This window comes from Bartonella sp. HY406 (assembly GCF_025449315.1).
GTDB lineage: Bacteria > Pseudomonadota > Alphaproteobacteria > Rhizobiales > Rhizobiaceae > HY038.
The window spans coordinates 294,724-308,743 of record NZ_CP104893.1; the positions used below are offsets into that span (position 1 = coordinate 294,724).

Sequence of the window (14,020 nt, forward strand, 5' to 3'; positions counted from 1 at the left end):
TTATTGTTTGCTGTTTCAACAGCTCTTGTCAAATCCCTTGTGCTTTCCCAAATATATATAAGGTTAAAAATTTTATTTTAGGAGTTTGCAATGAGTATTTTTGAGCGTGAGCAATCCGAAGTTGAAAAACTAAAAAAGCATATTACAAATTTGCGCGAAGAGCTTAATGCTCTCACTCAAAAATCTAAAGATATGCATCTTCTTGATGATGCCCATGAGCTTGGAGAGCGCTTGCGTCAGCATGGCCGCAGGGCAGCCCACGAAGTAGCTGATCAGGCTATGATTGTGCGTGATAAGGTGAAAGAAAATCCCAAAACAACACTTGCTGTTGTTGCAGCGATAGGGTTTTTGGCCGGTGCTTTTTTCTGGACACGTAGATAAAGTTTTTTTTAAGCGAATTAGGTTGGGTTTTTAAATTTAACCGCTTTATTATTTAAAAAAGCTTATAGATTGCCTTTTCAATCTATAGGCTTTTTTTAATGATGCAATTAAAAAATGTTTTTTTGCAAAATAGATAATGGGAATTTATTAGAATAATTTAAAAATATTCTATTTATATTTGAAATATAAAAATAATTGTTCATTATATTTATTCTCACTTGAAAAAAGAAAAAAATTCAACCTTATTGATGAGGTGTGATTAAATCCTTTATTGAAGAGATTAAAAGAATGAAAAAATTTTTAGGTCTATTAGCCGTTGCTTTGATGGTAAGTGCATGTGGTAGCGAGCCTACCATTGATATGAGTGACGCAACAAAAGCAACTGAATCAACTCAAAAAGTTGTCGAAAAACTTTCTGCAGAAGACAAGGTTAAGTTTCAGCAAGCAGTAGCAAAAATTATGGCTGACATTATTGCAACTGGTGAAACAGACCAAGCTAAAATGGAAGCTGCCTTAAAAGATAAGATTCAAGGTAAAACAGGTAAACAAATTATTGAAATGAATAAATAATATTTTCTAACTTATAGGCCCTGTTAAATCAAACAGGGCCTATAAATAGTTTTATCGGGCGATAATTAGTTGAAAATTTAATTACCTTTGGTGTTTTAAATTATTTTCTTTGCAAGAAAACTATGATGATACGTTTATAATCCCCGATCACGCATCATCGCATCAGGCGTTGGCATGCGCCCACGAAACTCTTTATAAAGAGTTTCAGGATCTTTGCTACCGCCAGCCGAATAGATATATTTTTTCAAGCGGGCAGCAAGCTCACTGTTAAAAGCATCGCCTGTTTCTTCAAAAGCTTCAAAAGCATCGGCATCCAAAACTTCTGACCACATATAGGAATAATAGCCGGCACTATAGCCATCACCTGCAAAAATATGTGCAAAATGGGGTGGACAATGGCGCAGCCCAATAGCTTTTGGTTGACCCGTGGCAATAAGTTGCTCTTGCTCAAATGCGGATGGGTCATTTACCTCGCCGCCCTTATGGAAAGCCATATCAATCAAGGCTGATGAAGTGTATTCCACGGTTTCAAAACCTGCATTGAAGGTGCGCGAAGCAAGCACTTTTTTCAATAATGCATCGGGGATGATTTCACCAGTCTTATAATGGCGGGCAAATTTTTCTAGAACTTGCGGCACCGTCAACCAATGTTCATAAAGCTGTGAGGGAAGCTCAACGAAATCACGCGATACTGATGTTCCGGAAACCGATGGCCAAGTGACATCTGACAAAAGCCCATGCAATGCATGACCAAATTCATGGAAGAGGGTGCGGGCATCATCTAAAGATAAAAGAGCTGTCTCACCTTCTGGGGGACGCGCGAAGTTCATCACATTATAGATAATTGGCTTTTCACCACCAGCTAGCTTATGCTGGGATTGTAAGGCGCTCATCCATGCGCCAGAACGCTTGCTAGAGCGCGCAAAATAATCGCCAATGAAAAGACCTTTATCGGCGCCATTTTCATCGCGAACAATAAATAGCCGCGCGTCCTTATGCCAGAGCGGCACGCCTTTCTTTTCTTCAAATTGTAAGCCAAAGAGGCGATTGGCTGTATAAAATGCAGCATTGATGATTTCATCAAGTTGCAAATAAGGTTTAAGTTCAGCCTCGTCAAAGGCAAATTTTTGCGCCTTTAATTGTTCAGCATAATAGCGCCAATCAGAGGCTTTGATTTCACCATTATCGCCTTGTGATGCAGCTAAATCTTGCAGCTCACTATATTCTTCTTCAGCCTTAGCTTTTGCTTTTTGCCAAACAGGTAATAAAAGATCCATAACATGCTGCGGCGTTTTGGCCATGGTATTATCAAGCTTATAATCAGCAAAGGATTGATAGCCTAAAAGCTTTGCCTTTTCATCACGCAGCTTTACCGTTTCGCGAATATTGGCGCGATTATCATGATCACCATTATTTTCACCGCGTTTTATCCACGCTTCATGGGCTTTTTCACGCAGATGGGCAACTTTTGAAAAAGTTAAAAATGGATCGATAATGGCACGGGATAAGGTAAGGGCATAGGCATTATCTTTACCGCGTTCTTTGGCGGCTTCGCGCATTGCGGCACGTAAATCATCTGGTAGTCCAGCAAGGTCGTTGTCACTTTCAAGGAAAAGCACCCATTCAGCTTCATCATGTAGAATATTTTGGCCAAATTGTGCGCCAAGCATAGCGAGCCGCTCGTTGATTTTGGCAAGATGTTTTTTGTCTTCACTGCCAAGGCGAGCGCCATTGCGTGTAAAGCCTTTCCAAGACTCCTCAATAACCCGTTTGGTTTCTTCATCTAGACCCAAATTTTCGCGATTTTGATAAAGATGGTCAATTTTTTTAAAAATGCGCTCATCCATTAAAATATGCGATGAAAAGCGCGATAATCTTGGAGCAAAGTCTTGCTCTAATGCGCGGGTAATTTCATTGGAATGCGCGCCAGAACGCATCCAAAAAATAGAAGAAACGCGGTCAAGCATATCGCCTGATAGTTGAAAAGGAATAAGAAAATTTTCAACGGTTGCCACATCATCGTTTTCAGCGATGGCTTCAATTTCTGCTTCTGCCTTTGTTAAAGCAAGGTCAAAAGCTGGTTTAAAATCATCATCACTAAAGCTTGAAAAATCAGGAAGCCCCTGAAAGCCCTGCCATTGGCTAAGAGCTTTCAAACCATGATCATTTAAATCTTTTGTCATTGTAATCGCTTTTCTATATCAATAATTTCTGTATTGGTTAATTTTATCAAAGATATGCGTTTGTTTATATCAAGTCCTATCGAATATAAGAAAAAAAATTATGATTAAAAGCATATATATTGATAAAACCAAACTTGTTGAAATCTTGCCGTCATTTTTTAGTGGGATTTTGATAAATACGGCTGTTTTCACCAAAGCTTTTATTGACTTGTCTAAAAAACACAGACAAATCATCAAATAAGCTATTCGATGAATTTAATGTTAATATATTGAAAAAGCGTGGAAAATATAAAAGACATTTAGTGATAATATTCATGCAGATGAAATGAGAGGTATATTAAAGTGACAGAGCCTACCAATAAAACCGATTCCATTGCCTCTCTCGCGCCTAAAGTTATTGCAACTGAGCTTGTACGGCTGCGTTATGCTGACGCAATTGATGTTATCAATAGTTTAGAAATAGATGAGGCGGTTGAGGTATTTATCCACTTACCGCTTGATTACGCTGTTGACCTTTTTGACATGCATGAATTGCAGCGCGCCAGTGAAATTATGGAAGCGCTGCCAACCAATTTAGCAGTTGATATTTTAGATGGCATGTCTGCCGATGAGGCGACTGACGTTTTCCAAGACATGGATGAAGAGGTCCGCAAACGGCTATTTTCCATGTTGGAGCCGGTGACGCGTCATGAATTGAAAACGCTGACCCTTTATCCAGAAAATACTGCTGGTGCTTTAATGACCACAGAATTTATTTCCGTTCCAGCCACCTGGACGGTGGAACGCAGCCTTAATTTTATCCGTGAAGTTGAGCGCACCCGTGAAACAGTTTACACAACTTATGTTATTGATCCTGAAAGTGGTATTTTATTGCGCGATGTGTCATTGCGTGATCTCGTCTTAGCAAAACCATCAGAATTAATCCTTGAGGCGGGCCGCCATCAGGAGCCAGTTACTATTTCGCCATTAACCGAGCGCGATGATGTGGCAAGGCTTTTCCGCCGCTATGATTTATTGTCAGTACCGGTGGTTGATGATGAAAAACATGTTATTGGTATTGTCACAGTTGATGACGTTCTTGACGTTATGGTCGATGATATGAGTGAAGATACCCAAAAGTTTGGTGGTATGGAGGCGATCGAAGAGCCTTACATGCAAACCAGCATGTGGGAAATGTTTACAAAACGTGGCGGTTGGCTTGCTGTTCTTTTTATTGGCGAAATGTTTACTGCAACAGCCATGCAATTTTTTGAACATGAATTAGAAAAGGCAATTGTTCTATCCCTTTTTGTGCCGTTGATTATCAGTTCCGGCGGTAACTCCGGCTCGCAAGCAACCTCGCTGATTATTCGTGCCTTGGCGTTACGTGAAGTAACTTTACGCGATTGGTGGAAGGTTTTCTTGCGGGAACTGCCAACAGGGCTTATTCTTGGAACGTTGCTTGGTTCCATTGGCTTTGTGCGAATTCTTGTTTGGGAATTTTCTGGTTTCTATGATTATGGTCCGCATTGGTTGCTCATTGCATTTACTATTTTTTGTACGCTGGTGGCGATTGTTACCTTTGGTTCGCTCATCGGTTCCTTATTGCCGTTCATGTTAAAACGCCTTGGTTTTGATCCAGCAAGTGCTTCTGCACCACTTGTTGCCACCCTTGTCGATGTTTCTGGTATTGTGATTTATTTTTCCATTGCCGCGCTTATTTTATCGGGTACATTGCTTTAGTTAAAGGCAGTATGAGGGTTTGGATAGTTTGTCTAAACCCTCACATAAAGCTTAGCTATCCTAAACATCTAATATCTTCATTCATTTAAAGCTTTAATTTCAAACCATGGAATTTCGCCGCCAAATAGCCTTGTAGTAAATTGATCATCTTGATATTCGGGATAGCGTTTTAATATTCTCATCGCTAAGTTAAGATTTCTGATGCTGCGCTCATCACCGCGCTGAGTATATCCTGAAAGGTAATTGATAGTACCGATAATATTACTCATTTGGACATCGTCTAGAAGCCCGTGATCAACAAACCGCAATAATGTATTATATCCTGCCGGCGTCATAGCTAAATATTCAACTAAATTAGTTTGGCTCCCATCTTTTTGCCAAATATTTGCGCCAGCCTTAACAAGAATATCAACGCCTTCAAAATTTTGTGCAATAGCAACATCTAAAACCAGTGGTGTATTATTACTGTTTGTTTGTATATAATTGGGATCGCCACCGGTTTTAAGATAAATTTTTATAAGTTCATTGTTGAATATTAAATCGTCAGTCTCATCATCGCCACTACCCGGCATTCCTAAGTAATTCATAAAAGTCATCGGGTGACGCTTTGTTGGTCTATCGACCATAGTTATGTCCGCGCCATTACCAATCAACGTATCAATTGCTTGTATATTGCGTTGCGACAAGGCATGGAAAAGCAAAGTTATTTCTTGTCCATAACGTTGATTTATCGCTCCCTGCGGAAGTTTTGCAAAATCACTTTCGCCGATATCTTGATGTCTTTCGATTTTTTGTGCCAAATGATAGACATTTTTGTCATATTCACTAAATAAAAGATCTGATTGTGGCGTTGGCATCAAGGCCATATGGCGATAGGTTTGATATCCAATAAAAATCAATAAAATTATCACGCCACAGGGTATTAATAATTTAAATTTTTTCACGTGTTGATATCCTATGATAGGCGGCGATGCTTCGAGATCCTTAAACGGCAAGCCTTTATTTAAAAAATTGCTTATCGTCTATAAGCGCACAGTTCCATGCTGGTCCCTCGCTTTCTACCGCGCTTTCTTCACGCCATTTTTCTAGCCTATAAGAAAAATATTGTCGCTTGCACAAGTTGTCTTGTTCCCAACGGGCTAGCAGTAAGTTTGAATCTTGCCGCATAATAAGCTGTAGATTTGTGTATTGAGCACCTAAGGGAAATTTATCAATTTTGCCTGTTTGAAAATTATGGGAATAAATATCATGATTGCTAGGGGCAAAGTAAATAAATCCAAAACCATATTGTCCGGCAAATATTGGTATATCAGATTTAGAAAAGCTTTCAGTCAGTGCCGTTCGATAACGCTTATATTGGCTATTGGCACCGTTAAAACTAGGGTCTTTTTTGGGACCATTATAGATCTTTGAAACAAAGTAATCTTTGGCTTTCAAGATCTTAAATGCTTTGGCTTGGTTTTCCTTTGGCTCTAGCCAGTCCAGTAAAGGTAAATTTTCTAAACCCTCCACTTTTTCAGTTTTGGCGATATAATCTAAATCAGTTAGGGCGATGGCTTGTAATTTTGCGTTGTTATCCCAAGCATATTCTTCCTTTTTGTTATAAAAAGCGGAGGGTTGGAAAAATATTATTTTATTCGTGCCCATAACCGGAGTTGTCGTTACATAGCTATCTTTATTGAAAATAAAACTTATTACGACAGTGTTGTCCATTTTGTCAGCATTGGTTATTCTATAGTTGAGATAAGTTCTTGGCGCATTAAAGTCAGAAAAACTAGATAAAAAATGTATTCTTTGATTGTTAGAATTATTTAAAAGGAAGTTTTTATTAATAAAAATATCTTTGTAGCGCGTTTTTTTTAATTCGAAATTTGAGAAAATGCCTGTATCGCCCTTAGTATGCGCAATTTTTAAGATTTTTACTATCTTTCCGGTATTTCGATTAATCGTGACTTTGAGGTTCTTGTCAGAAAAAATATTTATCGGAAAACGAGATTTAACCATTGTAGGTTTTAAATTTGGATAGTTCTCTAAAACCGACTGATCGTCCCCTATTCGCAAACCATCAATAGACTGTGCCTTTGCCTGTAACTGTACTTGGGCAAGCGATACGATAGTCATTAAAATAAAAGCCAAATAAAATCGCATAAGCCCCCCAATTATTTAAATAAATACTTGCATCCAATTCATTAGTACCAAGCAGTTTCTAACACCATTATCAAACAATTAACGGCGAAAATAAGATTAAACAAAAAAGGCATTTCTCTATCTTTCGATAAAAGAAATGCCTTTTATAATAAATCTATAATTAGGTTATTATTCGCTTGATAAAACTAAGTTTAAGTAGATATTCAATTCTTATGTTCTTCATTAACAACGGCAATACGCAGCATATTGGTTGAGCCTGGTGTACCAAAAGGAACGCCAGCGGTAATGATGATGCGCTCTCCAGTTTTACAAAAACCCTCGTGGCAAGCAATTTTTGCCGCGCGATCTACTACCTCATCAAGGTCTTTTGCGTCTTCCGTGACAACACAGTGCAAGCCCCAACCTATAGCAAGGCGGCGTGCCGTTTCAACCTTAGGTGATAAAAGAATGATAGGTGTGCGCGGACGCTCACGCGAGGTTCTAATGCCCGTTGTGCCCGTTGTTGTATAGGCAACAATGGCAGCAAGGTTAAGTGTTTCAGCAATTTGTCTGGTGGCAAGAGCGATAGCGTCTGCACTTGTTGCCATTGGCTTTGGATGTTGAGCATTGATCATGCCACTATAGAAAATATCGCGTTCAATTTTTTGCGCAATGCGATCCATAGTCTGTACCGCTTCAATCGGATATTGGCCGGAAGCTGATTCTGCTGAAAGCATAATTGCATCAGCACCCTCATAAACCGCTGTTGCAACATCAGATACTTCTGCGCGTGTTGGAACAGGGGCGCTAATCATTGATTCAAGCATTTGCGTTGCAACCACAACTGGCTTACCTGCATTGCGGCAAGCTTGAATAAGCCGCATTTGGGTACCGGGGACACTTTCAAGCGGCATTTCAACGCCAAGGTCGCCACGTGCTACCATGATCGCATCAGATTGATCGATGATTTCCTCAATGCGCAGCAAGGCTTGCGGTTTTTCGATTTTTGACAGGATCGACATGCGACCCTTGACAATTTTGCGTGCTTCGGCAATGTCATCGGGACGTTGAATAAAGGATAATGCAATCCAGTCGACATCTTCCTCCACGATAGCTGCAAGGTCGCGATGATCTTTTTCAGTCATCGCGCCAACTGCCAATAATGTATCAGGTAGGCTTACACCTTTACGATCAGAAATTTTGGTACCAGCCACCACGCGACACTCAATCTTATCAAGGTCGCATTGAATGATAACCAGTTCAAGCCGACCATCATCAATAAGTAAGCGGTCTCCGGGCTTTACAGCCGCAAAGATTTCAGGATGAGGCAAATAAACCCGATTAGTGTCGCCAGGTGCCTCATTACGGTCAAGTGTAAAATTTTGCCCTTGCTTTAATTCTACGGCGCGGTCAGCAAATGCGCCTACACGCAGTTTAGGGCCTTGTAAATCACAAAGAATGCCGATTGGGCGACCTTGCTTTTTTTCAACATTTCGAATGCGTTGCACAAGTGCGCGCATTGTATCATGGTCGGCATGGCTCATATTAATGCGGAAAACATCGGCACCTGCTACGAAAAGCCGCTCAATCACGGTCTCGTCAAAAGATGCAGGCCCAAGGGTGGCTAGAATTTTCACATTACGGTTGCGTCTCACGGATTTTGACTCCCTGTCACCAATGAATTATTTATTGCAGGATTTGTTGTAACTGGTTCAGTTAATTGCACCATCCAGTTTTTTTGGTTTTGTGTATCAATTTCCTGAAAACCAAAACGCTGGAAGCCACGGGCAAAACAATCATTAGTTCCCGGAATTTTAAATTCGGCTTCGGTGCCACACATGGTAACAGGACCATCCCAGCGGCTTTTACCGCTTTCATCTTCGGCATATAGATAATAGAAGCGTGAAGAAAGCGAACCAACAATAACTGTTTCACAGCTTGCCTTATTAATGCGCCACCAACCTTCGCTAACCCAACCTTCATCAGAGCGATATCCAACAGCAACTCCAACAATATCTTGGGTTGTATTACAAACGCGTAAATCTGCCATCGCCGAATTGACAGAAATCAGAAATAGGAAACCGGCAAAAAACCATTTCACTATAGATCTCAATTGCATTGGCGATACTCCATTAAAGCGCTGACCTTTCTTTATGCCAATTTAAATATTCATTCTACCATTAATTGATGCCATGAATGGTGCAAAAGCACAAATGCTATTGTTCATTCATATATCTCTCTATCGCGTTTTTTAAACCTTTTTATCTCAACGAAGCAAAATATTCCCAATTGATTGTGCCAAGAACTGGTGGTTGTGCCAAGAACTGGCTTGGTAATAAAGGGATTTTGGCATTTTGCTGCATAATTGCAATGGCAAAGAGGCTAAATAACAAAGAAATATTGGTGTTAAATCTGTGGTAAAATGATGATCCTTTTTAAATTAATCATAAATAATCGGTGTTTGGTGAAAAAGTAGAATCGCTTCTGCTTTTCCAATATGAACTTATTCAGTGCTTTCATAACAAAGTGATCTTTAAATCGATATATCTTATTCACTTTGGTACTATCGTAATATTCAATTTGGCTTTCATGAATGAAAATTAGGCGAAATCTTGATCGCACATTTAGAACCATAGTTAAAAACCAAAAACAACATTACTCGAACACTTGACTTATTAGGTGAAGTTTTAATAGCAGAATTGTGACATAAGTGTTAAAATTTTTAGCATTTCATAAATTATCTTGCAATGAAGCTAACGGATGGGATTAAAAATCTTAAAATACTCAATTGTGAAATGGCTTATTGGTTAGGAAAGCTAGAATGTTTTGAATGTTGGACATCGTTAGAAAATGTTTAGGTTTTAATTGTTTTACTAATGATTTTGTGATTTTGAACTTGTTTGTCGGTATTATTGGTTGTGTGGCGTTATGGTGAGTCATTTTCTGATTAAAAATAGCTATAGTTTTGCTGTTGTTAGTTTTGGTGTAATTAGCGTATAATAGGTTTTAAAATAATGGGATTATGTTTTTAATAATATAGATTATAATAGTTCTAAATTGATTAGTAAAATTTTGGTGTAATGTTACAATTATTTGCAGTATTTTCTGTTTAATACTTAAGTTTAATTTTAATATGTGTTATGAAGATAACGTTATTAGTATTATCGTTTTACGTGTTTTGGCATATGTAAAAAGCCCGATGAAGTGAGAGGTTGGTTGGAAGCTAGCATGTCTTATTGTCGTTGGGTTAATAAAGTATGACTAAGCATTGTGATTGCATATGGTGCAAATTTATCAATATACACCAAAATACTCTAATTTAATAATAAATGAAAATACCACATTCGATATAAGCAGGATATATTGGATGCTTATATGAAAATTGGTTTTAGAAAGTTTATTTAATGTTTGCTGCTTTTCTTATTATGTTGCGTGAAGGACTTGAGGCGGTTTTAATTGTTGCTATTATTTCAGGCTATTTGACACGCACGGGGCGCCGTGAATGGTTGCCAGCCATTTGGGTTGGTATTTTTTTAGCTATCGCGCTTTCACTTTTTGTTGCAGCAATGATATTGGCATTACGTGCTGAATTTCCGCAAAGACAGCAGGAGATGTTTGAAGCCTTTGTGGGCTTTTTGGCGGTTGGCGTGCTCACCTGGGTTGTATTATGGATGAAAAAGGCCGCATCAAGTGTTGGTCGTGAATTAAAGGAATCGGTTGAAGCTGCTTTTTCGCAAGATAAATCAGGCTCAAAAGGCACAACCCTTGCTCTTGTCGGTATGGCTTTCTTAGCTGTTGCGCGTGAAGGTTTGGAAGCGGTGTTTTTTTTGCTTGCTATTCTTCAGCAAGGCAATGAAACCAATACTCTATGGGGCGCGCTGTTGGGTGTTCTCTTAGCCAGTGCTATTGGCTTTTTGCTATATAAAGGTAGTATCTCGCTTAATTTACGGGTTTTCTTCCGTTGGACTGGTGTTCTTATCATTTTCGTTGCAGCCGGTCTTGCTGCAAGTTCGCTCAATAAGTTGCATGAAGCAGGTATCTGGAATAGTTTGCAAGACATTGCCTTCAATATTCAGCATATCCTTTCCGATCATAGCACTTTAGGTACATTTTTAGCAGGTCTCTTTGGCTATAATCCCGCCCCAACCATTGGTGAGGTGGTGATTTACGTTATCTATTTGGTGCCTGTTCTTGGTTTTTATATTTACGAAAGCAAGCAGCCTATAAAGCCAGTAGGCGCTTAATATCTAGCCATTGCAAGATGAATGAGGTGCTTTGATGGTAAAGTACCTTAAAAAACGAAATAGTGTTTATTAAAGAAAGTAAGTTTCATGACATCGCCAAAAACAAATAAGACCCCTATGGTGATTGCTCTTGTCGGCTCATGTGTTTTGGCTGTTGCTGCGGCGGGAACAATGTGGTGGGCAAGCAGCAATCATACAGATGATACCGACGTTAATGATATCATTGCGGTTAAAGTGGGCAGCGATAGCTGCGATCCGATGAATTTGACTGTACCTGCTGGCAAGCGTTTTTTTGAAATTGAAAACACATCAGAGCGTGCGGTTGAATGGGAGATTTTATCGGGCGTTATGGTGCTTGCAGAGCGTGAAAATATTTTACCCGGATTTAAATCGCGTCTATCGGCAACGCTTGCACCTGGTGAATATGAAATTACTTGCGGTTTGCTAACCAATCCGCGCGGCAAAATGGTTGTCACGTCAAGTGATGAGTGGAAAAATGCCGTTGCAGCCCAGCCGGGTAATCGCGAATTCTTAAAGCCTTTATCCGAGTATCGCGTCTATCTCATTTTAGAAGCAAAGCGCATGTCTACAGCGCTTCAATCACTTAAAACAGCCATTGATGCCAATGATGTTGATGCGGCCAAAAAAGCATGGCTTGATGCCCGTCTTCACTATCGCAAGCTTGATACATTTTCTGGGCGTTTTTCTGATCTTGAAGCCAAAATGAATCCGCAAGCGCAATATCTTGCTAATCGTGAAAATGACAAAGCTTTTGTTGGCTTCCATCGCATTGAATATGGTCTATGGGGGCAAAATTCTACTGCAGGACTTGCACCATTTATGGCCGATTTAGAAACTGCGGCCAATGATCTTTCCCAGCGCATCAAGGATAATCAGGTTGCACCGGTTGAAATGCTGACAAGTGCTGAAAATATCACCCAAAAGCTGATTGATATGTTGACAAGCGATCATGGTGTTAATGCTTGGGCTAAGGGTGAAGTGAGCGAAATGGCGGCCAGTATTGATGGTATAAAAAAGACCGCATCGCTCATGGCTGAAGTTGCACAGCATTCTGCACCGCAATTGCAAACCGAGATCAATCAAAATCTGGATGCTTTAAGCACGATTTTCAAAGATGGTGTAAATGAAACCGGTGAACTTGTGGCAGATAAAAAGCAAGTTCTTTTAGCTGATTTGAAAAAGCTTTCGGAGCAGCTAACGCAGTTACAAGCAAAATTAGGGTTTTAGTGCGGCTAATACTGCACTAAACCCCTTGAAATAAGTGGTTTTACCATGCGCAAGCAATAAAGAACCGCTGTGAAATGAAGAGATTGGGTGATGGATAAAATCTGTCACTTGATCCAATGGAGTAGAAGATAATGACCAAAAGTGGATCAAGCCCTTTTAATCGTCGTTCGTTTTTAAAAACCGCCTCTGCAACGGCGTTAGTCACACCGACCTTGGTGGCTGGCAATGAGGCCTTTGCCCAAGATAATGCAAAAGCCACGCATATGGCGCAAAGTGGTGCGGTGACAGCTGCACCAACGGGCAATGATAATTTATCAGATGTTGTTGCTTTTTATGGCGAGCATCAGGCAGGTATTTTAACCCCGCGACCGGCAACTGGTCTTGTGGCGGCATTAAATGTTGTTGTTAGCAAACCTGAGCAATTAGAAGACTTGTTTCGCCGTCTTACCGACCGTATCCGTTTTTTAACCAAGGGTGGCAGCTATCCAGAGCGTGATGATAAATTACCGCCTTATGATTCTGGTATTTTGGGGCCAGAAATCACACCGAATGGTCTTACGGTAACTGTTGCGCTCGGCAATTCGCTCTTTGAAAAATTTGATTGGCTAAAGGCTCATAAGCCTGCGGAGCTTGAACAAATGACCGGCTTTCATAATGATGCTTTGGTTGCGAGCCGTTGTCATGGAGATATTTCAATACAAATTTGTGCCAATGATATTGATACAGTTATTCACGCATTGCGTGACATTAATAAAAATCTATCAAACCTATTGGTGATGAAATGGATGCAAGAAGGGAGTGTTCCAGTCATTGCCCCATTGCCAAATGGCGAAGTCGAAAATGCCCGTAATTTCTTAGGCTTCCGTGATGGTTCTGCCAATCCTGATACCAATGATAGCGCGTTGATGGATCGTATTTTGTGGGTTAATGACAGCCGCAAAAATGAACCAGAATGGGCCCGTGGTGGCTCCTATCAAGCCGTGCGCATTATCCGCAATTTTGTTGAGCGCTGGGATCGCACTCCCTTGCAAGAGCAAGAGCGCATTTTTGGCCGCAAGCGTGATAGTGGTGCGCCGATGGATGGCAAGAAAGAATCTGATGTTCCAGATTATACCAAGGATCCCGATGGCAAAGTAACATTGCTTGATGCCCATATTCGCCTCGCTAATCCAAGAACGGCAGACTCAGAAAAACATCAAATTTTGCGCCGGCCTTTTAATTATTCCAACGGCGTAACCAAGTCTGGCCAATTAGATCAAGGCCTATTGTTTATTTGTTATCAAGCTAGCCTTCATGATGGTTTTATCCATGTGCAAAGTCAACTTGATGGCGAACCGCTAGAAGAATATTTGAAGCCAGAAGGTGGTGGGTATTTCTTCACGCTTCCCGGTGTTCAAAATGATGAAGATTGGCTAGGCCGTTCGCTTATGGAAGCGGTAAAGGCTAGCTAATAAATTAAGATGAATAAAAAAGGTAACTGCTTTAATAGTATGGTTTTCTTGACCACTGCGTTAAACGCCTTTTCATTCATGCGCAAATTTTCGA

Annotated in this window: 11 protein-coding genes; 6 read left to right on the forward strand and 5 right to left on the reverse strand. The window is 40.1% G+C overall.

Going from position 1 to position 14,020, the window contains the following annotated elements; genetic code table 11:
• Window positions 1-90: 90 nt before the first annotated feature.
• Together N6B01_RS01170 and N6B01_RS01175 are read left to right on the forward strand one after the other, a co-directional pair.
• Window positions 91-381 carry a hypothetical protein gene (locus tag N6B01_RS01170; protein ID WP_182418519.1) on the forward strand — a complete coding sequence of 97 codons (291 nt, stop codon included), beginning with the start codon at window positions 91-93 and terminating at the stop codon, window positions 379-381.
• 288 nt (window positions 382-669) lie between these two features.
• Window positions 670-951 carry a DUF6694 family lipoprotein gene (locus N6B01_RS01175; RefSeq protein ID WP_182418520.1) on the forward strand — a complete coding sequence of 94 codons (282 nt, stop codon included), beginning with the start codon at window positions 670-672 and terminating at the stop codon, window positions 949-951.
• Window positions 952-1,085: 134 nt separating this feature from the next.
• On the opposite strand, the gene N6B01_RS01180 is transcribed toward N6B01_RS01175, so the two are convergent.
• Window positions 1,086-3,134 (reverse strand): M3 family metallopeptidase, encoded by a 2,049-nt coding sequence (locus tag N6B01_RS01180; RefSeq protein WP_262079523.1) that lies wholly within the window; start codon window positions 3,132-3,134, stop codon window positions 1,086-1,088.
• A 342-nt stretch (window positions 3,135-3,476) separates the two neighbouring features.
• Between N6B01_RS01180 and mgtE the strand changes: the two genes are divergently transcribed.
• Complete coding sequence (gene mgtE, locus N6B01_RS01185) at window positions 3,477-4,856, forward strand: magnesium transporter (protein WP_246708101.1); 1,380 nt, start codon at window positions 3,477-3,479, stop codon at window positions 4,854-4,856.
• 77 nt (window positions 4,857-4,933) lie between these two features.
• Here the strand turns inward: mgtE and N6B01_RS01190 are convergent, their stop codons facing one another.
• The 4 genes from N6B01_RS01190 to N6B01_RS01205 all read right to left on the reverse strand — a co-directional run bounded on the left by N6B01_RS01190 (window position 4,934) and on the right by N6B01_RS01205 (window position 9,102).
• Window positions 4,934-5,755 carry an ankyrin repeat domain-containing protein gene (locus N6B01_RS01190; RefSeq protein ID WP_262079524.1) on the reverse strand — a complete coding sequence of 274 codons (822 nt, stop codon included), beginning with the start codon at window positions 5,753-5,755 and terminating at the stop codon, window positions 4,934-4,936.
• A gap of 100 nt (window positions 5,756-5,855) precedes the next feature.
• Window positions 5,856-7,004 carry a hypothetical protein gene (locus N6B01_RS01195; RefSeq protein WP_262079525.1) on the reverse strand — a complete coding sequence of 383 codons (1,149 nt, stop codon included), beginning with the start codon at window positions 7,002-7,004 and terminating at the stop codon, window positions 5,856-5,858.
• A gap of 203 nt (window positions 7,005-7,207) precedes the next feature.
• Window positions 7,208-8,638: a pyruvate kinase gene (pyk, locus tag N6B01_RS01200; RefSeq protein ID WP_182418524.1), complete on the reverse strand. Its 1,431-nt coding sequence runs from the start codon at window positions 8,636-8,638 to the stop codon at window positions 7,208-7,210.
• Window positions 8,635-9,102, reverse strand: a complete 468-nt coding sequence (locus tag N6B01_RS01205; protein WP_182418525.1) for a DUF1036 domain-containing protein — start codon at window positions 9,100-9,102, stop codon at window positions 8,635-8,637. Before N6B01_RS01205 ends, pyk begins: the two co-directional genes overlap by 4 nt.
• A 1,285-nt stretch (window positions 9,103-10,387) precedes the next feature.
• Here N6B01_RS01205 and efeU point away from each other — a divergent pair.
• The 3 genes from efeU to efeB all read left to right on the forward strand — a co-directional run bounded on the left by efeU (window position 10,388) and on the right by efeB (window position 13,926).
• A complete protein-coding gene (gene efeU / locus N6B01_RS01210) occupies window positions 10,388-11,227 on the forward strand; it encodes an iron uptake transporter permease EfeU (RefSeq protein ID WP_262079526.1) in 840 nt (279 codons plus the stop codon).
• A gap of 87 nt (window positions 11,228-11,314) precedes the next feature.
• Window positions 11,315-12,475 carry an iron uptake system protein EfeO gene (efeO, locus tag N6B01_RS01215; RefSeq protein WP_262079528.1) on the forward strand — a complete coding sequence of 387 codons (1,161 nt, stop codon included), beginning with the start codon at window positions 11,315-11,317 and terminating at the stop codon, window positions 12,473-12,475.
• A gap of 131 nt (window positions 12,476-12,606) precedes the next feature.
• Entirely contained in the window at window positions 12,607-13,926 is a 1,320-nt protein-coding gene (gene efeB, locus N6B01_RS01220) for an iron uptake transporter deferrochelatase/peroxidase subunit (RefSeq protein WP_262079530.1), read from the forward strand.
• Window positions 13,927-14,020: the final 94 nt, after the last annotated feature.

Excerpts from the sequence above, each read along its gene's own strand:
- N6B01_RS01205 (WP_182418525.1), bottom strand. The coding sequence starts at position 9,102 with ATGCAATTGAGATCTATAGTGAAATGGTTTTTTGCCGGTTTCCTATTT.
- N6B01_RS01175 (WP_182418520.1), top strand. The coding sequence starts at position 670 with ATGAAAAAATTTTTAGGTCTATTAGCCGTTGCTTTGATGGTAAGTGCA.
- N6B01_RS01195 (WP_262079525.1), bottom strand. The coding sequence starts at position 7,004 with ATGCGATTTTATTTGGCTTTTATTTTAATGACTATCGTATCGCTTGCC.
- efeO (WP_262079528.1), top strand. The coding sequence starts at position 11,315 with ATGACATCGCCAAAAACAAATAAGACCCCTATGGTGATTGCTCTTGTC.
- efeU (WP_262079526.1), top strand. The coding sequence starts at position 10,388 with ATGTTTGCTGCTTTTCTTATTATGTTGCGTGAAGGACTTGAGGCGGTT.
- N6B01_RS01180 (WP_262079523.1), bottom strand. The coding sequence starts at position 3,134 with ATGACAAAAGATTTAAATGATCATGGTTTGAAAGCTCTTAGCCAATGG.
- efeB (WP_262079530.1), top strand. The coding sequence starts at position 12,607 with ATGACCAAAAGTGGATCAAGCCCTTTTAATCGTCGTTCGTTTTTAAAA.
- N6B01_RS01170 (WP_182418519.1), top strand. The coding sequence starts at position 91 with ATGAGTATTTTTGAGCGTGAGCAATCCGAAGTTGAAAAACTAAAAAAG.